Below are 19,371 nucleotides of genomic sequence, written 5' to 3' on the forward strand. Positions count from 1 at the left end.
CGGACGCCGCGAGCCCGGCGGGAAGCCCTTCGGGGCCGGGCCGCTCGTCCAGGCCGAGCAGGGACAGCACTCCGGCGGGCCGCTCCCCGGCGGACTCCGCGAGCCTGGCGCGGCCGGTGGTGCCGCGCGCGTCGCCCTGCCAGCCGGGCGTGGTCTGACCGGTCTGTGGGAGCCGGGCGCGGCCGGGCGTGGGGCGTGCGTTGCCCCGCCAGCCGGTCGAGGCGTCGCCGGCCGGCCGGGCGCCGGTGCGGCCGGGGGCGGGGCGTGCGTCGCCTCGCCATCCGTACCTGGTCTGGTCGGTCGGTGAAGTGCCGTTACGGCCGGGGGCGGGGAGGGTGCCGCGGGCAACTCCACGCCAGCCGGTGTCGGCGAAGGGCTGCCGGACGTTACCGGCTCGCGGAGCCGCCGAGCCGGGACGAGCCGAGTCCGCCCCGGCACCGAGCGTGGGCCACGCGCCTCGGCCACCGCCGGGAACCGGCCCGGACCGGGTGAAGCGGACCCCGCCTCGCTGTCCCTCACCGAACTGCCACCCGTGACCCCGGGACCACCGGGCCCGGTCGAGTTCCTCGGCCGCCGCGACGGACCGGTAGAAGTTCACTCGGGCCCGGGTCAGGCGGCGGTCGGCCGTCCTGCGTGCGACGGGGCCGTTGGCGCGTTGAGCCGCCGACTCCGCGGCCTGCACACGTTGCCAGCCCTCGGTCAGTCCCAGCCTGGTCCTGTCGACCTGAGTCTGGCGCTGCTGTGCCAGAGCACGGTTGGCCGCGACCAACTCGCGCTGCGCCATCTGCCGGGCCCAGGGGCTCATGTCCTGCGCTCGGATCACCTGTCGCTGGGCACTGGCGACGCGCTGTTCGGCACGCACGAACTGGCTGGCCTTGTACGTGTCCAACCATTCTTTGGCGAACTCCGCGGCCAACGTCGTGGACGTCCACCCGCTGCTGAAGCCGGGGCTGGTCACGAGGGAAGGCAGTGACCTTGCGAAGTGCAACGTCGTGTCACCGCCCACGAAGCTCGGGCTTGACGCGAGCCGGAGCTGGGTCAAGTAGTACGTCTGCTGTATCCGGTTCAAGCGCGGCTCGTCGCTCGGGCGCGGAGGCAGCGGCCGGGGCCGTGGACGTGGCGGGAGGGGGCGGCGCGGCGGTTCTCCGCCGGCCCGCGCTCGCTCACCGGGACGCGCGAGGCCGGGGGTTCGCGGCGCGGTGGTCGACCGCCCGTCGCCCTCGCCGGGAGTGGTCGAGACCGTCCGTCCCGGAATCGGGAGCACGGGCACGACGGGAAGCGGGGGGAGCCCCGGGGGCGGGGTCTCCGGCGGCATGGCAGGCGCGGGAGACACGGGAGCCTCGGGACGCCTGTCGCCGGGCCCCGGACTCTTCGGCTCGACCTGCCGGGGCGCGCGCGGCTTGGGCTTCGATCGTTCTGAGGATCGCGGCGCCTGGCGGGCCTTCGGCTTCGAGCGCGTCTTGGGTGCGGAGGATCGTGGCTCGGAGGAGCGGGGAGGCCGCGCGGACCCCTGCTCGTTGCGCGGCGGTGATGGCGCCTTCACCGGCGGCATCCAGTGATTCGGGTCGCAGAACTCCGGTGGGAACCAGGGCTGGTCCTGGCAGGCGGGCGGGGGCGCGTTGGCGGGTTGCGCCGCATAGGCCTCCTCGGCGGTGAACGTGTCATAGGCCATGCCGCCGAAAACGGCGAAGGACAGGCCCCCGACGGAGGTGAGGCCCATCCGGACGAGACGGATCATGGCGAACACAGTAAGACACCAGTGTCTATTTAAGGATTACGATCAGATACCCGATCAGTAAGCCGTCGGTCACCCCGTCTTCGGCGGCCGTTAACGGACGCGCCTCCCGCCCACGGCCAAGGCATGCTGAGCAGATGGAACCGCTGGGCCCCTCCGACCCACCCCGCGTCTCCACCTACACCCTCCTCAACCGATTGGGCTCCGGCGGCATGGGCCGGGTCTACCTGGCCCGCTCCCAGGGCGGCAGGCTCGCGGCCGTCAAGGTGATCCACGCCCACATCAGCGACGACCCCCGCTTCCGCCGCCGGTTCCGCCGTGAGATCGAGGCGGCCCGCACGGTCAGCGGCCACTACACCGCCCCGGTCATCGACGCCGACCCCGACGCCGACCCGCCGTGGCTGGCCACCGCCTTCATCGACGCCCCGGACCTGGGCGCCGTCGTCTCCGCCGAGGGCCCGCACCCTCCCGCCGCCGTCCTCGCCCTCGCCGCCGCCCTGGCCGAGGCCCTGGAGGCCATCCACGCCGCCGGCCTGGTCCACCGCGACCTGAAGCCGTCCAACATCCTCTGCGCCCCCGACGGCCCCCGCGTGATCGACTTCGGCATCGTCCGCGCCCCCGACCACACCGAGATCACCCAGGGCCTCCTCGGCACGCCCGCCTACATGTCCCCCGAACAGGCCGACGGCCGCCCCGCCGGCCCGCCCAGCGACATCTTCTCCCTGGGCGGCGTCCTCTACTTCGCCGCCACCGGCCGCCCCCCTTTCGGCACGGGCCCGTTACGCCCCCTCATGGCCCGCGTCGCGAACGCCGTCCCCGACCTGACCGACGTTTCCCCCGCCCTCCACACCCTCATCGGCACGTGCCTGGCCAAAGACCCCCAAGCCCGCCCCACCGCCACCACTCTCCTGAAAACCCTCGCCGCAGAACCAGAGCCGCCCCCCACCGCAGAACCGGAACCACCGATCACACGCCACCGCACCCGAAGATCGAGGGCGGCTCTGGCCGGCGTGATCGTCCTGGCGGCCGCCCTGGTCGTGATCGTCCTGGAGCGGCGGGACGACCCCTGGTCGGTCGATGACGTCCAGAGCAGTCCGGTCGTCGCCGGCGGGCTGGTGTACGTGAGCCACTCCGACGGGACGGCCGCCTATGACGCCCGCACCGGGCGCCGCCGCTGGTTCTCGCCCGGGGCCGACCAGTACGTGACCGCCGTCCGCGACGGCATGCTGATCGCAGGCGGCGCACGCTCCATGTCGGGCCTCCAGGCCACGACCGGCACACGCCGCTGGCACGTCCCCACAGCCGAGCGCTACTGCGGCCACCTGATCCCGGGCGGCCCGATCGTGCTGAAGGAACCGTCCGCCTCGGACCTCAAGGTGTCCGTTCTCAACCCGTCCACGGGCGCCCGCACCTGGACCAAGGTTCTCCCGAAGGCGAACTGTGCCGCCCAGGCCGGCGCCAACGACACGACCAGGGTCAACGTGCCCGACGAAACCGGGATGGTCTCCTACGCCCTCGCCTCGGGAAAGAGCTGGCGCTTCACCGAGGAGACCCAGAACGCCACCTCCGACGCCACGAACGTCTACATCCTCACCGAGAAGAACCGCCTGCACGCCAGGGACGCCGAGACGGGACGCCCGCGCTGGGAGGCCGCCCTCCCGTCCACCTCCACCACCGACCCCCATCCGTCCCTGACCGTGACCGGTTCCACCGTGTACGCCCTGGCCGAGGACGGCGTGCACGCCTTCGACACCGCCAGCGGCAAGCGCCGCTGGCGACTGCCTCTCCCCTGGGTGAGCGGCGGATTCATGCACCGGGACGGCACCACCGCCTACGTGGTCCAGCGAGGCGCGTACACCGTCTCGGCCGTCGACCTCAACACCGGCCGCCGGCTCTGGCACCGTCAATGGGAGATCGACACCGAGGTGATCGCGGCGGGCGAGACCCTCTACCTCACCTCCGAGGACGACCGCTTCCTGCGCCGTGACGTGCACCGGCTCACGGCCGTCGACCCCCGTACCGGCAAGGAGCGCTGGCGCGACGACATGGAGGTCAAGGGGCTGGCCACCACGGGCACCGCCGCCTACGCCGTCGACCAGAAGGGCACGCTCAAGGCCCTGGACGCCAACACCGGCCGACCCCTCACGGACTAATGATCACCCGCAGGAGAACGGAGAAGGATAGTGCGGACGGAGACCGGCCGCGAGGACGCGGTCGAGGAGCCGGTCGGGCAGTACCCGCGACAGGCGCGTGATCAGGGCCGCGTCACGGCCGACGGTGTAGCGGGTGCGAGGCCTTCCGGTGGTCACGGCCTCCGCGATCACCCGGGCCGCGTCGTCGGCGGGCCTGCCCCTTCGGGTGTGGGCGGCGGACTGCGCGTTGACCGCCCGGACCAGCCTTCCGTAGCGGTCGCGCTGTTCCGGTGACATGGCATCGGTCAGCCGTTCCGCGGTGGCGATCACCCGGTCCGCCATCTCCGTGCGGACCGCGCCGGGCTCGACGACGACCACCTGCACGCCCAGCGGCGCCAGTTCCCGCCGCAGCGAGTCGCTGACCGCTTCGAGGGCGAACTTCGTGCCCGCGTAGGGACCGTACGTGGCCATGGCGATCCGCCCGCCGACCGAGCTGACGTTGACCACCCGGCCCGAGTGGCGCAGCAGCGCGGGCAGCAGCGCCTGGGTGACGGCGATGTGGCCGAAGAGGTTGACCTCGAACTGCCGGCGCCACTCGCTCAACGGCAGGGTCTCGACAGGGGCGTTGATCTGGATGGCGGCGTTGTTCACCAGCGCCCGCAGCGGCTCATCGCCGAGGTGGGCGGCCAGCCGCGCGATGTGGTCCGGCTCGGTGATGTCGAGGATGACCGGCTCGATGCCGTCCGCGCGAAGCGCGTCGGCGTCACGCTCCCGGCGGACTCCGGCGATGACGTGGAACCCCCGGCGAGCCAGTTCGCGTGCGGACGCCGCGCCGATCCCGGTCGAGGCTCCCGTCACGACGACGCGTCCCCGGATTTCAGATGACATTGTCACCTGAAACAGGCTAGGTATCTCAGATGACACTGTCAACTGTAGGCTGGCCGGCATGGTCAGTCGCGTGGAATCGGCGGCCGCGACGCGCCGCGCCCTGCTGGATGCGGCCGCCGAGCTGCTGGACATCGGTGGCCCGGACGCGGTGACGCTGCGCGCCGTCGGGGCGCGAGCGGGCGTCAGCCGCGGCGCGCCGTACCGGCACTTCCCCGACAAGGACAGCCTGCTGACCACCATCGCGGCCGGGGCATTGGACCGGCTCGCGGATCAGGTGGAGGCCGTGCGCGCCGATCCGCGGATGCCCCCGACCGACAGGCTGCACCGCGCCCTGTCCGCGCTGATGACGGTCGGCCGCCGTCAGCCGCACCTGTACCGGCTGATGTTCGCGTCCCCGGTCGGCGACCCGGCCGCGATCCACGCGGCGACCCGGGCGGCCGAACGCGCCCAGGACGAGTTCCTCGCCATCGTCGGCGATCTGGTCGGCGCGCAGCATGCCGGCCGATTCGCCGCGCTGCTGTTGACCAGCGCGCACGGCATCACGGACATGGAGGTCAACGGGCACCTCTCCGCGGACAAGTGGCACGCCACGTCCGAGGAACTCGTCTCGACCCTGGTGACCATGATCGACATGCAGGCCCGGCCCGGGTAAGCGGTGCCGCGGACTGCCCTGGGTGGCCGACCCCTCGATCGCGGGCGCCCAGACGATGTCGCCGTCCAGGACCCCGGGCGATGTACTCGTGGCGTGGTCCGAGGTCTCGTTCACGGCGGTGTAGGCGTCGGCGCTGAGCACCAGTGCGTACGGGCCGGCGACGCCTGCCAGTCGCAGGGGGCACCGACTGGGACCTCGCGGCACGCGAAGCGATCGCCGTTCTCCGCCTCAACGCGGCCCGTCATCCGCGTGACCCGGCCTTGGCCGCGCTGCTGGACGCAGGGGGGAGCGCGGAGTTCCGCCGTATCTGGGACGCCCATGAGGTGGATGTCGGCAGAAGCGGCCGCCGCCGCTACCGCCACCCGGTCGCCGGCGAGATCGAGCTCCACAGTGAGCGTTTCGACAGCAGGGATGAGCCCGGTCAGGTGCTCTTCACCTACAGCGTGGTGCCGGGCTCAGCCTCCGATGCCGGCCTCCGCAGGCTCACCGATGCCGACACGGCCGGACGTCGCACGTAGCCGGGATCTCACGCGTCGTCGATGGAGCCGAGGCCCGCCACCACGCGTTCGGAGACCTTGATGAGGACGTCGCGTTCCTCCGGGGTCAGCAGGTCGAGGTAGTGCTCGCGGACGTACTGCGCATAGGGAGCGAAAGCGTCCTCGACCGTCGCGCGGCCCGCGGGCGTCAGGGCGAGCAGGGAGCTGCGGGCGTCGTCGGGGTTGGGTTCGCGGACGATGAGGCCGCGCTGCTCCATGCGCCGGACCTGATGGGACAGGCGGCTCTTCTCCCAGACCAGCGTGCGGCGGACCCGCAGGGAGGTCATGCGCCCGTCGGGCGAGGTCGCCAGCGCGGCGAGGATCTCGAAGTCGGCTCCGGACAGTCCGCTGTCGCGGGCGAGGCGGCGAGCGAGGCCGGCGCTCAGCAGGGCGTGCACGCGCAGGTGTGACCGCCAGGTCAGGCCCTCGTCAGGGGTGAGGTGGTCCGGTTCCAGCGGCATGCCTCCAGCGTAGTCGGCGGTTGACACGTCACCCGCAATCAGAGTGATGCACATCACCTAAAAGGTTGACATATCATCCAAAGCTCGCGGTGTTGAGACGGACATCGACCAGCACGTCCCGGAGGCACACCCCATGTCCCACTACGGTCACGATCTTCGATTCGGCGCCTTCCTCAACCCCACCGCCCACGATCCCGAGCAGGTCGTCGAGCTCGCCGTCCTCGCCGAGGAGTCCGGCCTCGACCTCGTCACCTTCCAGGACCACCCCTACCAGCCCGGCTTCCTCGACACCTGGACGCTCCTGACCTGGGTCGCGGCGCGCACCTCGCGGGTCGAGATCTCCGGCAACGTCCTGAACCTGCCGCTGCGCAACCCCGCCGTCCTGGCCCGTGCCGCGGCCTCCCTCGATCTGCTGTCCGGCGGACGGGCCGCACTCGGCATCGGCGCCGGCGCGTTCCTGAACGCCGTCACCGCGATGGGCGGCCCCGCCCTTACCCCGGGCCAGTCCGTGACCGCCCTGGGCGAGGCGGTGGAGATCATCCGCGGAATGTGGCAGACCGGCGACCGCACCTCGCTGCGCGTCCGCGGCGAGTTTCACCGCGTCGACGGCGCCAAGCGCGGCCCGGCCCCCGCGCACGACATCCCGCTCTGGCTCGGCGCCTACAAACCCAGAATGCTGCGGCTCGTCGGCGCCGTCGCCGACGGCTGGCTGCCCTCACTCAACTACATCGACACACCCACCCTGAAGGAGAGCAACGCCATCATCGACGAGGCCGCCCGCGAGGCCGGACGCGACCCGCGCGAGATCCGGCGGCTCCTGAACATCCTGACGAGCGAGCGCCTGTCCACACAGGAATGGGTTGACCGGCTCGTGCCGCTCGCCCTCCAGGACGGCGTCTCCACCTTCCTGCTAGGCAGCGACGACCCGGACGCCATCGCCGCGTTCGGCCGAGAGGTCGCCCCGGCCGTCCGCGAGGCCGTCGCCCGCGAACGCGCCCGCGCCGGCATGCCCACCGGCGCCGTCCGGCCCGCCGCCGCACTCGCCCTGCGCGAACCGGGGATCGACTACGACGCGGTCCCGCCGTCCCTGGCGGCCCGCGCCGTCGAGCCCGGCGACCGGGAGTACGAGGACCTGCGCTCGACCTACATCTGGAAGGGGACGCCCGGCCTGATCCTGCGGCCCGCCGATGAGGCGCAGGTCGCCGACGCGCTCGCGTTCGCCCGCGCGCAGGACGTCCCGCTCGCCGTCCGCAGCGGCGGGCACGGCCTCAGCGGCCGCGCCACCAACGACGGCGGCATCGTGCTGGACCTGTCGGCCCTCGACTCCGTCGAGGTCCTCGACCGCGACCGGCGCCTCGTCCGGGTCGGGGCCGGCGCCCGCTGGGGCGACGTCGCCGCCCGCCTGGCCCCGCACGGCCTGGCGATCAGCTCCGGCGACTACGGCGACGTCGGCGTCGGCGGGCTCGCCACCACCGCGGGACTCGGCCTGCTCGCCCGCTCCTACGGCCTGACCATCGACCACGTGAAGGCCGCCACCGTCGTCCTCGCCGACGGCCGCACCGTACGGGCCGACGCCGACCACCACCCGGACCTGCTGTGGGGGCTGCGCGGCGCGGGCGCCAACCTCGGCGCCGTCACCTCCCTGGAGATCGAGGCTGCCGGGGTCGGCGACGTCGTCCTCGCCGTCTTCCTCCACGACGCCGCCGACACCGCCGACTTCCTCCAGCGCTGGGGCGAACTGGTCGAAGGCAGCCCGCGGGAACTGACCGCGTTCCTCACCCTCACCCGCCAGGGCGGCACGATGGTGGCACAGACCCTCGCGATGTGGGCGGACGCCGACACCGACGCGGCCGTCACCGCCCTGCAGCCCTTCCTCGACCTGGCGCCCGTCCTGGACCAGCGGGCCCACCTCACCCCCTACGCCCAGGTCATGGCACGCGCCCACAACCCCCACCGGGGCCAGGGCTCCGGACCAGGCGAGCTGCACTCGCGCTCGGCGCTCGTCCCGCACCTTGACGACCGCACCGCCAAGGCGCTGGCCGCGATGTTCGACGACGGGTACACCGGGCTCGCGCAGATCCGCTCGATGGGCGGTGCCGTGGCCGACACCCCCGTCCAGGAGACGGCGTTCGCCCACCGCGACCGCGCGTTCGCCCTGTCGGCGGTGCTGCGCACGCGCCCGGGAGCGCAAGAGGCATGGGACGAGGTCGGCGACGATGCCATCTACCTCAGCTTCGAAACCCACGACCACGACGCGATGCTCGCCCGCGCGTTCCCACCCGCGACGCTGGAGCGGCTGCGGCAGGTGAAGCGGATCTACGACCCCGACAACGTGTTCCACGGCAACTTCACCGTCACTCCCGCCCCCTGAGCAACCGCCTTGCGCCCAGGGATCAGACAGCCTCTGAACGCAAGACTGATCAGCGCCGCCCAGCCCCTCCTGCCGCACAAGACAGCCGAGCCACCGGGCAGCTGGACACTCACCGGGCATATCGCCCCGCCCGGAGGCACCCACCAAGGCACTCTCCAGGCCCTGGACGAGACACCGGCCGACCCCTCACGGGGTGGCGATCACACGCACCAGGAGGGAGAGTAGGAGGAAAGCAAAAACCGAAGCCACCCAGGCCCCGAATGCAATGAGGGACCAACCCCGGCCCCGAACAATGCGATCAAGACCAACTGCCGCAGCCCCGCACCATTCCGGGGGTTCCAGGGGGTCGCCCCCCTGGGCGAACACGGCGAGGAGGAGCGGTCCGCGCTCTGCCGCGACCCCGCACCATTCCGGGGGTTCCAGGGGGTCGCCCCCCTGGGCGAACAAGACGAGGAGGAGCGGTCCGCGCTTTCCGCGGACACACTCCCCTTATCCTCCGAGTGGGCGAGGAGGGATTTGAACCCTCACGTCCTTGCGGACACACGGACCTGAACCGTGCGCGTCTGCCGTTCCGCCACCCGCCCGGGTGAGCGTCCCCTTGTCGGGGTGCTCGAAAAGGCTAGCACGGTCGTGGGAGTGGTTAGGTATCCAGATACTCCGAGCGAACCTTCGCACCGATACGATCGTCTACCAGTGGGGAAGGGAGGTGCCCGTGGGCGTCATTCAGCGCTTCGAGCGACGGCTCGAGGGCATGGTCGAAGGAGCCTTCGCCCGGGCCTTCAAGTCGGAGCTGCAGCCGGTCGAGGTGGCCAGTGCTGTGCAGCGCGAGATGGATGACCGGGCCGCGATCGTGGCACAGGGGAGGACCCTGGTGCCGAACGACTTCGTCGTCGAGATCTCCCAGCAGGATGGGGAGAGGCTGCAGGTGTACGCCGACAGCCTGAGCCAGGAGCTGGCGAACTTGGCGCGGGAGTACGCGAAGGAGCAGGGGTACTCCTTCGTGGGGCCGGTGCGTGTACGTTTCGAGAACGCCGGCGATCTGGCCACGGGCATGTTCCGTATCCGGTCCGGGGTGATCCGGGGCTCGACGGTCGAGGGCGGGGAGATCCGCAGACCGGTCAGTGACGTCCCGCAGGGGCGGGGCGGGGTGTTCGGCGGCCATCCGCGGCTGCTGGTCACCACGGCGGTGGAGGGGGGCGACGCCACCCAGCGCACCTATGAGATCAATACGCCGGTCACGCTGCTCGGCCGCGGTACGGACTGCGACCTGCGGCTTGTCGACCCGGGCGTATCCCGGCATCATGCCGAGATCCGTGTAGAAGGTCCCGAAATCGCTCTCGTCGATCTAGGGTCGACCAACGGCTCCTTCGTGAACGGTCAGCCGATCAGGCGGGTCACGCTCGTCGACGGCTCCCGCGTCACGATGGGCCGGACGACACTCGTGTTCCGCCGCGACAGGGAGTAACCCCGACTCCGATGACCCCACTCACCCTCACGCTCATCAAGCTGGCGTTCCTGGCGGTGCTCTGGCTCTTCGTCATCGCGGCCGTCGGCGTGATCAGGGCTGACATGTTCAGTTCGAAGGCCGCCGAGCGGGCGGCCCGGCCGCGTCCCGCGAAGGCGGCGAAACAGCCCAAGGCGCAGCGGACGCCGCAGCGCAACGTCCCGACCAAGCTGGTGGTGGTCCAGGGCGAGCGCACGGGGACCGTCATCGACCTCACGGGGGCCCCCATCACGGTCGGGCGGGCGAATGACTCCACGCTCGTCGTGACAGACGACTACGCTTCGACCCGGCATGCCCGACTTTTCGCGCAGGACGGTCAGTGGATCGTGGAAGATCTCGGCTCGACCAACGGGACGTTTCTGGGTCGTACCAAGGTGTCCCGCCCCATGCCGGTGCCTCCGGGGGTGCCGGTCCGTATCGGTAAGACCGTGATCGAGCTTCGCAAATGACTCTGGGAATCCGCTACGCCGCGCGCTCCGACGTCGGCATGCTGCGCGAGGGCAACGAGGACTCGGCGTACGCGGGGGCGCACCTGCTCGCGGTGGCCGACGGGATGGGCGGCCATGTCGGCGGCGAGATCGCCAGCGCGGCGGCGATCTCGGAGCTGCGGAAGCTGGACAAGGACCTGCCCGCGCCGGAGCTGCTGGCCGCGCTGGAGCACACGGTCAAGGCGGCCAACGACAACCTGCACCGGATCGTGGAGTCGGATCCGGCGCTGCAGGGCATGGGCACGACGCTGACGGCGATGCTGTGGGCGGGCAACCAGGTCGCGCTGGTGCACATCGGCGATTCCCGGGCGTACCTGCTGCGGGACGGCAGCCTGTTCCAGATCACCCACGACCACACGCTGGTGCAGTCGCTGGTGGACGAGGGGCGGATCAGCCCGGACGAGGCGGCCTCGCATCCGCAGCGGTCGCTGCTGCTGCGGGCGCTGGACGGGCGCGGCGAGGTCGATCCGGACCTGTCGCTGCGAGAGGCGAAGGTCGGCGACCGCTACCTGCTGTGCTCGGACGGCCTGTCCGGTGTGGTGACGGCCGAGACGATCTTCCAGGTGCTGACCGATGTGGACGATCCCGAGCAGGCCGTCCGGCAGCTGATCGATCTGGCGAACCGCGGCGGCGGCCCGGACAACATCACCTGCGTGGTCGCGGACGTGGTGGACCTGGGGCAGGCGCCGCCGGCGGCGGGTCCCGGGCACGCGGTGGGCGCGGCGGCGAACGCCCGCCCGCCGGAGGCCCCCGGTAATCCGGGCAATCCCGGTCCGCCTCCGCCGACGACGCCCGACACGCCGGCGGGGCGCGCGGCGCAGTTGCGCGACACGATGCCGCAGCCGCCGGTGGTGGTGGACGAGATGCCCGCCCCGGCTCCGGCGCCGATGCCGATGGGCGAGCCGCGGTCCGCTCCGCCGCAGGCCGGGCCGATGGCGCCGCCTCCGGCGGGCCGCCCGCGCGGCGGGGCCCGCAGGTGGGCGTGGCTGATCGGCGCGGCGGGGCTGGTGGTGGTCGGGGTGGCCGCGGTCGGGTTCGTGGCGCTGCAGAACGTCAAGGGCGGCTACTACATCGGCCAGGAGGGCGGCCAGGTCGTGCTGTTCCGCGGCACGACGCAGAAGGTGCCCGGGTTCGACCTGTCCCGGAAGGCCGACGCCAAGGACCAGCCCAATCCGCCGATCATGGTGGCGGATCTTCCGCAGGACAAGCAGCAGCAGGTGAAGGACACCTACTCGGTGAACGGCCCGGCCGGTGTCGAGGAGCTGCGGAAGATGGTCTGCAAGTACGTGCTCACCGACGAGGGCGGCAAGGTGGTCATCGTCAAGGGCCGCGGCCAGCAGGACTGCCAGCAGGCCAAGGTGAAGAACAGCGAGATCCCGCTGAGCGACCTGCCGGAGAGCGACGCCACCGCGGTGAAGCAGGGGAAGCGCGCCTACCCCGGGCTCGCGGCGGCGGAGGCCGAGCTGAACCGGCTGAACGGGCGGCGGGCCGAGTGCAAGTCGAACCGTCCGGCGATTCCGGACTGCCCGGCGTCCGGCGGGGGTGGATGAGTCGATGAGCTCGATCGGGGAGCAGATCCGGGCCCAGTTGCCGTACCAGCGCCGCAACGCGGCGTCGCTGATCCTGCTGATCTTCGCGATGGTGCTGACGCTGTCGGCGTTCGCGGAGGTGGGGCTGGCCCGTGACGGGAACATCCCGGCGGGCCTGTTCGGTTACGGCGGCGGCCTGGCCGTGCTGGCCTTCGCCGCGTACTTCGTGCAGATGAGGTTCGCGCCGTACGCCGATCCGCTGCTGCTGCCGCTGTCGGTGGCGCTGAACGGCATCGGGCTGGCGATGATCTACCGGCTCGACCTGGACACCAGCAAGGACAAGCTGGACGCGGTCGCGGCGGGGCAGAAGCTGGCCGAGGACGAGGCGTCCGCGTCCGGGCAGCTGATGTGGACGTTCGTGGGCATCGCGATGTTCGTCGCCGCGGTGATGATCATGCGGGACACCGACAAGACGGACGCGCCGCTGTCGTTCACGCCCAAGACCGCGCAGCGCTACACGTACCTGATCGGGCTGACCGCGATCATCCTGCTGCTGCTGCCGATCGTGCCGGGGCTGGGCGGCGAGGTGAACGGCGCCCGGGTGTGGATCTTCATCGGGCCGTTCTCGGTGCAGCCGGGCGAGTTCGCCAAGCTGCTGCTGGTCGCGTTCTTCGCGGGCTATCTGGTCAACAAGCGGCAGGCGATGTCGCTGATCGGCAAGAAGATCGGCCCGATGAGCCTGCCCCGGGCCCGCGACCTGGGCCCGATCGTGGTCATCTGGATCTTCTGCCTCGGCGTGCTGTTCATCCAGAAGGACCTGGGGACGGCGCTGCTGTACTTCGGCCTGTTCGTGTCGATGCTCTACATCGCCACGCAGCGGGTCTCGTGGGTGATGATCGGTGTGGGGCTGCTGGCGGTCGGCATCTTCGTCGCCACGCTGCTGCCGTTCATGGGGCACGTGAACCAGCGGATCGACATCTGGCAGAACCCCAAGCCGTACTTCGACGGCGGGTGCCTGCTGGAGGACGGCCGGGTCATCCCGGTCAACCCCGACACCGAGATCTACAAGAAGGAGCAGGCGGCGGGCAGCGCCGGGCCCGGGTTCACCGCGTGCGCGAAGATGGGCGGCGAGTACTCCGACAGCGGGCAGCTGATGAAGGGCCTGTACGCCCTCGGCCAGGGCGGGGTGCTCGGCACCGGCCTCGGCCAGGGCGAACCCTGGCGCACGCCGCTGTCGTTCAGCGACTTCATATTCGACTCGCTCGGTGAGGAACTGGGGCTCACCGGGCTGATGGTGCTGCTGCTGATATACGCGTTGATCGTGCAACGCGGTATGAAGACGGCCGTCGCGGCGCGGGACCCGTTCCTGAAGCTGTTCGCGGGCGGTGTGTCGTTCGTCCTGGCGCTCCAGGTGTTCGTCATCGTCGGAGGTGTCACCAAGCTGATCCCCCTCACGGGTCTGACGACGCCGTTCCTGTCCCAGGGCGGTTCCTCCCTCATGGCCAACTGGATCCTCATCGCGATCCTGGTGCGGATGAGCCACGACGCGCGCAAGCCCGCGCCGCAGGCCATCCAGGACGAGGGCATGACGCAGATCGTGAGTGTGAGGTGAGCTCGTCCCGATGACCATCGAGCACGCGCGGAGACGGACGGGCGGGCACGCTCCGGGTGGTTCCGGGGGGTCCGCGGCTGGCGGGGCAGGGTTGCGCGGGGGCGCCGAGCGCGAGCGGAGCGAGGCAACATGAACATGGACAAGCCGCTGCGGCGGGTCGCGATCTTCGCGCTGCTGCTGTTCTTCGGCCTGATGGCCCAGGTCAACTACGTCCAGGGCAGCCAGGCGGAGAGCCTGCAGAACGACGACAAGAACTCCCGGCAGTACGCCGAGGTGTTCAACAACCCGCGCGGGCAGATCACCGCGGGCGGGCAGGTGCTGGCCCAGTCGCAGGAGACGGGCAAGGACAACCCCAAGTACGGGCGTACCTACAAGGACGGTCTGATCTTCTCCCCGGCGACCGGTTTCTTCAACGGCGGCGCGTCCAAGGTGGAGATGGCCTACAACTCGCTGCTGGGCGGCAAGGACAAGCGGATCACCCAGCAGCGCTGGTTCGACACCTTCATCGGCAAGCCGGCCGAGGGCGCGAACGTCGAGCTGACGATCAACCCGCGGGCGCAGCAGGTCGCGTACTCGCGGCTGAAGGGCAGCACGTCCCGCCGCGCGGGCGCGGCCGTGATCGACATCAAGACCGGCGCGATCGTGGTGCTGGCGTCGTTCCCGTCGTTCGACCCGAACGAGGTGGCGCCGCAGCAGGGCCTCAAGGGCGGCCGGCGGCTGGAGCAGCTGGAGAACCAGCCCGGCGTGCTCAAGCCGCTGATCGACAACGCGATGAGCCAGACGTTCCCGCCGGGGTCGTCGTTCAAGACGGTGACGGCGGCGATCGCGATGGAGCAGCAGAACCTCAGCAGCGGCAGCGTCGTGCCGACCGGCCAGCTGGTCCTGCCCGAGTCGGGCCGGCCGCTGCCGAACTCGCACGACACCGGCAACTGCGCCGGGTCGGCGTCGCTGCGGGGCGCGTTCGCCGAGTCGTGCAACACCACCTTCGGCAAGATGGCCATGGACATGGGCATCGAGAGGCTGAACCAGGGCGCCAGCAAGTTCGGGTTCAACAAGAGGCTGGAGCTGGAGCCCGACCTGTTCGCGGCCGAGAGCGACGTCCCGGTGTCGGTCCGCAACGCGCAGACCGGCGAGACCATCCAGACCGGCAAGGACGGCACGGCCCGTTCCGGCATCGGCCAGGAGAACGTGCGGGCGACGCCGCTGCAGATGGCGATGACGGCCGCGGCCGTGGCCGACGGCGGCAAGATCATGCACCCGTACCTGGTGCAGAAGGTCCGGGCCAAGGACCAGAGCGAGCTGTACAGCGCCAACCCCAAGGAGTACTCGCAGGCGATGAAGGAGGGCACGGCCGAGCAGCTCGAGGACATGATGCGGGCCGTGGTCACCGAGGGCACCGCCAAGAACGCGGCGGCGTTCAACATCGCCGGCAAGACCGGCACCGCCGAGCAGGGGCCCGGCAACCCCAACGCCCGCTGGTTCGTCGGGTTCTCCCCGATGCAGAAGCCGCGGTACGCCTTCGCCGTGGTGACCGAGGGTTCGGGCAGCGGCGGTGAGGCGGCGGTGCCCGTGGCCGGGGCCATCATGCAGGCGGTGCTGCGGTAGTGGGTCATGACCTCGTCCTGAACGACCGGTACCGGCTGGTGGAGCGGCTGGCGACCGGCGGGATGGGCGAGGTCTGGCGGGCCGCCGACGAGGCGCTGGCCCGCGAGGTCGCGGTGAAGCTGCTGCGGCACGAGCTGATGTCGGACGTGTCGGCGTGCGAGCGGTTCCGCGCCGAGGGCCGGTTCGCGGCGTCGCTGCGGCACGGCGGGATCGCCCGGGTGTACGACGTGGGCACGGTCCGCGACGAGGAGCTCGGCGAGGGCCGCGCCTACCTGGTGATGGAGCTGGTGCGCGGCGAGCCGCTGGCGGAGATCATCGCGCGGGCGGGGGCGCTGCCGGCGGAGGCGGTGCTGGACGTGGTCGCCCAGGCCGGGCGGGCGCTGGCCGCCGCCCACGCCGCGGGGATCGTGCACCGCGACATCAAGCCGGCCAACCTGATGGTGACCGTGGACGGCACCGTCAAGATCACCGATTTCGGCATCGCGCGGCAGCTGGCGGCGGCGTCGCAGACCCAGACCGGGATGGTCATGGGCACCGCGTACTACATCGCGCCCGAGCAGGCGTCCGGGCAGGGGGTGACGCCGGCGGCCGACCTGTACTCGCTGGGCGTGGTGGCGTTCGAGTGCCTGGCCGGGCGGGTGCCGTTCGACGCGGCGACGCCGGTCGAGGTGGCGCTGCAGCATGTGCGGGACGCGCCGCCGCCGCTTCCGGAGCGGGTTCCGGTGCGGCTCCGGGAGCTGGTGGACGAGCTGCTGGCCAAGCGTCCGGCGGACCGTCCGGCGGACGCGGACGAGGTGGCCGACCGGGCGCTGGTGATCCGCGACGCCGCCGGGCTCTCGTCACCGGGGCTGAGCCGCTGGACGCGCTTCCCGGGAGGGCCCGGCAAGGCGCCTCCCGGCACGCCGCCGGGGCAGGTCTCGGGTGGGCCGGTCGCGGGATCCGGCGATCCGATCGCGGACACCCCGGACGGCCCGGACGCTCCGGGCCGTGCCGACGGCCGGGGCAGAACCACGGGACGGGTCGCCGGCCCGGCCGTTCCGGGTGAGGGCGGTCAGGCGGGGCCGGTCGGCGGGCCTGACGGCTTCGGGACGGGTTCTTTTTCCTTGCCCGCCGGTGAGGCGTGGCTGCCCGGCGGCAGGCCCGTACAGCGGGCGCGCGCGGAAGGGCACGCGGAAGGATGGACGGCGGCGGGCGGGCCCCCGCACGAGCCGTACGACTTCTTCGGAGCGAGCGGCGCCCACACCACCGCACAGGGCCCCCAGCACACCCCCGCACAGAGCAGCGGCCGGTACACCCCCGTACAGGAAGGCCCGTACGCCCCTGGAGCGAGCAGTTCGCACACCCCCCGGACAGGCGGCCTCCGCGCCCCTGGTACGTTTCCTCACCGGCCGGGTTTGCCGGAATTTGACGATGACCACACTCCGGATAGCCTCGGCCAAGGGCGAACGGCCGCGCGACGGCGCACGGCACTGACCTACGCCTCGGTCACCGCCGGGAGCCTGTTGCTCGGCGTCATCGTGGTGGGCACAATGTGGCGGGGGTTCGGTACGGCCGAGCCCCAACGGGAGAACCAGGAGAGGCTCCCGGCCGTACAACCGGGCGAGGGCGACCCCGCCCGGCATCTCCCGGCCGACCCGGCGACCCGCCTGCACGAACGCCGCGGCCAGGAGAGCAAGCCCTCCCCGTCCCGCGACCGACGTACGTCAACGCCCCGGTATCCACGCGCGTCCCCTTCACAGAAGCCAACCAGGAAACCGCCCCGGGCGACTTCCACCGCCCCAGATCCAACACCGCGACCGACGGACAGCACCACGACTCCGTCAACTCCGAGCCCGGATCCCTCACCTACCGAGAGCGGGGAGCTAGGTTCGGAGGACAAGGTGTAGAGGTACGAGGGAAAGTACACATATGAGCCAACCTCGGCTGCTCGGCGGTCGCTACGAGCTCGATACCGTCATCGGGCGCGGCGGCATGGCCGAGGTCTACCGTGCCAGAGACCTGCGCCTCGATCGCGTGGTCGCGGTCAAGACCCTGCGGTCGGACATGGCGCGCGACCCGACGTTCCAGGCCCGTTTCCGGCGGGAGGCGCAGTCCGCGGCCTCGCTCAACCACCCCTCGGTCATCGCCGTGTACGACACCGGCGAGGACGTCATCGGCGACACCCCGATCCCCTACATCGTCATGGAGTACGTCGACGGCAGCACGCTGCGCGACCTGCTCCGCGAGAACCGCGCGCTGCTGCCCGAGAAGGCCCTGGAGATCACCGACGGGATCCTGCGGGCGCTGGACTACAGCCACCGCGGCGGCATCGTGCACCGTGACATCAAGCCCGCCAACGTGATGCTGACCCGCGGCCACGAGGTCAAGGTCATGGACTTCGGCATCGCCCGGGCCATGGCCGACTCGGCGGCCACGATGACGCAGACCGCGCAGGTGATCGGCACGGCCCAGTACCTGTCGCCGGAGCAGGCCCGCGGGGAGCGGGTGGACGCGCGCAGCGACATCTACTCCACCGGCTGCGTGCTGTACGAGCTGCTGACGGGCAGGCCGCCGTTCACCGGCGACTCGCCGGTCGCGATCGCCTACCAGCACGTCCGGGAGGAGCCGGTCCCGCCGTCGCAGGTGGATCCGGACATCCCGCACTGGGCGGACGCCATGGTGCTGAAGGCGATGGCGAAGGACGCCGACCACCGCTACCAGAACGCCAACGAGTTCCGGCAGGAGATCCAGCGGGTCCTGCAGGGGCAGCCGGTGTCGTCCACGGCGGCCTCGACGATGCTGATGGGCGCGCAGCCGCAGGGCACCCAGGTGATGGGGGCCGTTCCGGGCGGCGGTCCGGCCCGCACGCAGGTGCAGCGGCCGGGCGGGCACACCGGCTACGACCTGCCGCCCGTCCACTACGACGACCGGCATCCCGAGCGCGCCGGCGCCGGCAAGAAGGTGGCGCTGTGGCTGGCGCTGGCCGCGGTGTTCATCGGCGGCGCGGGGCTGATCGGCTGGGCGGTGACGCGCGACGGCGAGCCCGACACGGTGGCGGTGCCGAGCGCGATCGTGAACGTGTCGCAGGCCGACGCCAAGGCCCAGCTGGTGAAGGCCGGCCTGGAGGTAGGCGAGGTCAAGGAAGACTGGAACAGCGAGGTCAAGAAGGACCACGTCATCAGCACCACACCGGCGCCCGGGGCGAACGTGGAGAAGGGCTCGGCGGTCAGCCTGGTGGTCTCCAAGGGCAGGAGGCCGCCCGCGCTGGTCGAGGTCCCCGACGTCGCGAACAAGCCGTACGTCGTGGCCAAGCAGCTGCTGGAGAGCAAGGGCTTCGACATCGAGCGGAAGATCGCCACGAACGACTCGGTGCCGCGCAACAGCGTGATCCGCAGCGACCCCGGCGGGGGCCAGCGGGTGCCCAAGGGCGAGACGGTCACGCTCTACGTCTCGGCGGGGCCGAGCAACATCAAGGTGCCCAACCTGTTCAACGCCAGCCAGCGGTCGGCGTGCGGCCAGCTGGCGCAGCTCGGGCTGAAGTGCAAGACGGTCGTCGAGCCCGCGCCGCCGGACAAGCAGGTGGCGCCGGGGCAGGTGTTCGCGCACGAGCCCGGCCCGGACGCGACCGTGGCGCCGGGTGACACGATCACCATCCATGTCGCGGCGCGGCCGTCGCCGTCGCCGTCGGAGCCGGGGCCGTCGATCCCGGTCCCGGGGAACGGGGGCGACGAGTGAGGGCCGTCCGGCCGTCCTGAGCCCGTTCTGAACCGGTCCTGAACGCGGACACGGGCCCCGCTCCTCCAGTGCGGAGGGGCGGGGCCCGTGGCGTTGGCAGGCGATCTCCGATGCGGTGAGCCCGGAGAAAAGGAGAGAGCTTCC

The 19,371-nt window shown here is 71.5% G+C and carries 13 protein-coding genes, 1 tRNA gene and 2 pseudogenes; 11 read left to right on the forward strand and 5 right to left on the reverse strand.

Annotated features, from left to right (window positions below; genetic code table 11):
- Positions 1-958: pseudogene (locus ACFPZN_RS34365) on the reverse strand (hypothetical protein); the annotation flags it as partial.
- A gap of 914 nt (positions 959-1,872) precedes the next feature.
- On the opposite strand from ACFPZN_RS34365, the gene ACFPZN_RS34370 reads away from it, so the two are divergent.
- A complete protein-coding gene (locus ACFPZN_RS34370) occupies positions 1,873-3,888 on the forward strand; it encodes a protein kinase domain-containing protein (protein WP_378286489.1) in 2,016 nt (671 codons plus the stop codon).
- A 3-nt stretch (positions 3,889-3,891) separates the two neighbouring features.
- Here ACFPZN_RS34370 and ACFPZN_RS34375 read toward each other — a convergent pair whose 3' ends face one another.
- A complete protein-coding gene (locus ACFPZN_RS34375; RefSeq protein WP_378286490.1) occupies positions 3,892-4,725 on the reverse strand; it encodes an SDR family oxidoreductase in 834 nt (277 codons plus the stop codon).
- An 88-nt stretch (positions 4,726-4,813) separates the two neighbouring features.
- On the opposite strand from ACFPZN_RS34375, the gene ACFPZN_RS34380 reads away from it, so the two are divergent.
- The gene (locus ACFPZN_RS34380; RefSeq protein ID WP_378286491.1) at positions 4,814-5,407 is read left to right on the forward strand and encodes a TetR/AcrR family transcriptional regulator; all 594 of its coding nucleotides are present in this window, start codon (positions 4,814-4,816) and stop codon (positions 5,405-5,407) included.
- Positions 5,408-5,443: 36 nt separating this feature from the next.
- Here ACFPZN_RS34380 and ACFPZN_RS34385 read toward each other — a convergent pair.
- Positions 5,444-5,611 (reverse strand): annotated as a pseudogene (locus ACFPZN_RS34385) (encapsulin); the annotation flags it as partial.
- Between ACFPZN_RS34385 and ACFPZN_RS34390 the strand changes: the two are divergent.
- Positions 5,551-5,925: an MmyB family transcriptional regulator gene (locus ACFPZN_RS34390; protein WP_378286492.1), complete on the forward strand. Its 375-nt coding sequence runs from the start codon at positions 5,551-5,553 to the stop codon at positions 5,923-5,925. The pseudogene ACFPZN_RS34385 and the gene ACFPZN_RS34390 overlap by 61 nt on opposite strands.
- Positions 5,926-5,933: 8 nt before the next feature.
- Here ACFPZN_RS34390 and ACFPZN_RS34395 read toward each other — a convergent pair whose 3' ends face one another.
- On the reverse strand, positions 5,934-6,404 hold the full coding sequence (locus ACFPZN_RS34395) for a MarR family winged helix-turn-helix transcriptional regulator (protein ID WP_378286493.1): 471 nt from the start codon (positions 6,402-6,404) through the stop codon (positions 5,934-5,936).
- Positions 6,405-6,537: 133 nt separating this feature from the next.
- Here ACFPZN_RS34395 and ACFPZN_RS34400 point away from each other — a divergent pair, with 133 nt between their 5' ends.
- Positions 6,538-8,775, forward strand: coding sequence for an LLM class flavin-dependent oxidoreductase (locus tag ACFPZN_RS34400; RefSeq protein WP_378286494.1), 2,238 nt, complete (start codon positions 6,538-6,540; stop codon positions 8,773-8,775).
- Between the two features lie 501 nt (positions 8,776-9,276).
- Here the strand turns inward: ACFPZN_RS34400 and ACFPZN_RS34405 are convergent.
- Positions 9,277-9,359 (reverse strand) — tRNA-Leu (locus tag ACFPZN_RS34405).
- 128 nt (positions 9,360-9,487) lie between these two features.
- Here ACFPZN_RS34405 and ACFPZN_RS34410 point away from each other — a divergent pair.
- The 7 genes from ACFPZN_RS34410 to pknB all read left to right on the forward strand — a co-directional run bounded on the left by ACFPZN_RS34410 (position 9,488) and on the right by pknB (position 19,227).
- Entirely contained in the window at positions 9,488-10,240 is a 753-nt protein-coding gene (locus ACFPZN_RS34410; RefSeq protein ID WP_378286495.1) for an FhaA domain-containing protein, read from the forward strand.
- Between the two features lie 11 nt (positions 10,241-10,251).
- Positions 10,252-10,728: an FHA domain-containing protein FhaB/FipA gene (locus ACFPZN_RS34415; RefSeq protein WP_378286497.1), complete on the forward strand. Its 477-nt coding sequence runs from the start codon at positions 10,252-10,254 to the stop codon at positions 10,726-10,728.
- Positions 10,725-12,317, forward strand: a complete 1,593-nt coding sequence (locus tag ACFPZN_RS34420) for a Stp1/IreP family PP2C-type Ser/Thr phosphatase (protein ID WP_378286499.1) — start codon at positions 10,725-10,727, stop codon at positions 12,315-12,317. Before ACFPZN_RS34415 ends, ACFPZN_RS34420 begins: the two co-directional genes overlap by 4 nt.
- A 4-nt stretch (positions 12,318-12,321) precedes the next feature.
- Positions 12,322-13,908, forward strand: a complete 1,587-nt coding sequence (locus ACFPZN_RS34425) for an FtsW/RodA/SpoVE family cell cycle protein (protein WP_378286500.1) — start codon at positions 12,322-12,324, stop codon at positions 13,906-13,908.
- 129 nt (positions 13,909-14,037) lie between these two features.
- A complete protein-coding gene (locus ACFPZN_RS34430) occupies positions 14,038-15,513 on the forward strand; it encodes a peptidoglycan D,D-transpeptidase FtsI family protein (protein WP_378286501.1) in 1,476 nt (491 codons plus the stop codon).
- Positions 15,513-17,399 (forward strand): serine/threonine-protein kinase, encoded by a 1,887-nt coding sequence (locus ACFPZN_RS34435; protein WP_378286502.1) that lies wholly within the window; start codon positions 15,513-15,515, stop codon positions 17,397-17,399. Before ACFPZN_RS34430 ends, ACFPZN_RS34435 begins: the two co-directional genes overlap by 1 nt.
- Positions 17,400-17,421: 22 nt before the next feature.
- The gene (pknB, locus tag ACFPZN_RS34440; RefSeq protein WP_378286503.1) at positions 17,422-19,227 is read left to right on the forward strand and encodes a Stk1 family PASTA domain-containing Ser/Thr kinase; all 1,806 of its coding nucleotides are present in this window, start codon (positions 17,422-17,424) and stop codon (positions 19,225-19,227) included.
- Positions 19,228-19,371 lie beyond the last annotated feature (144 nt).

It is taken from the genome of Actinomadura rugatobispora (assembly GCF_042656285.1).
Lineage (GTDB): Bacteria > Actinomycetota > Actinomycetes > Streptosporangiales > Streptosporangiaceae > Spirillospora > Spirillospora rugatobispora.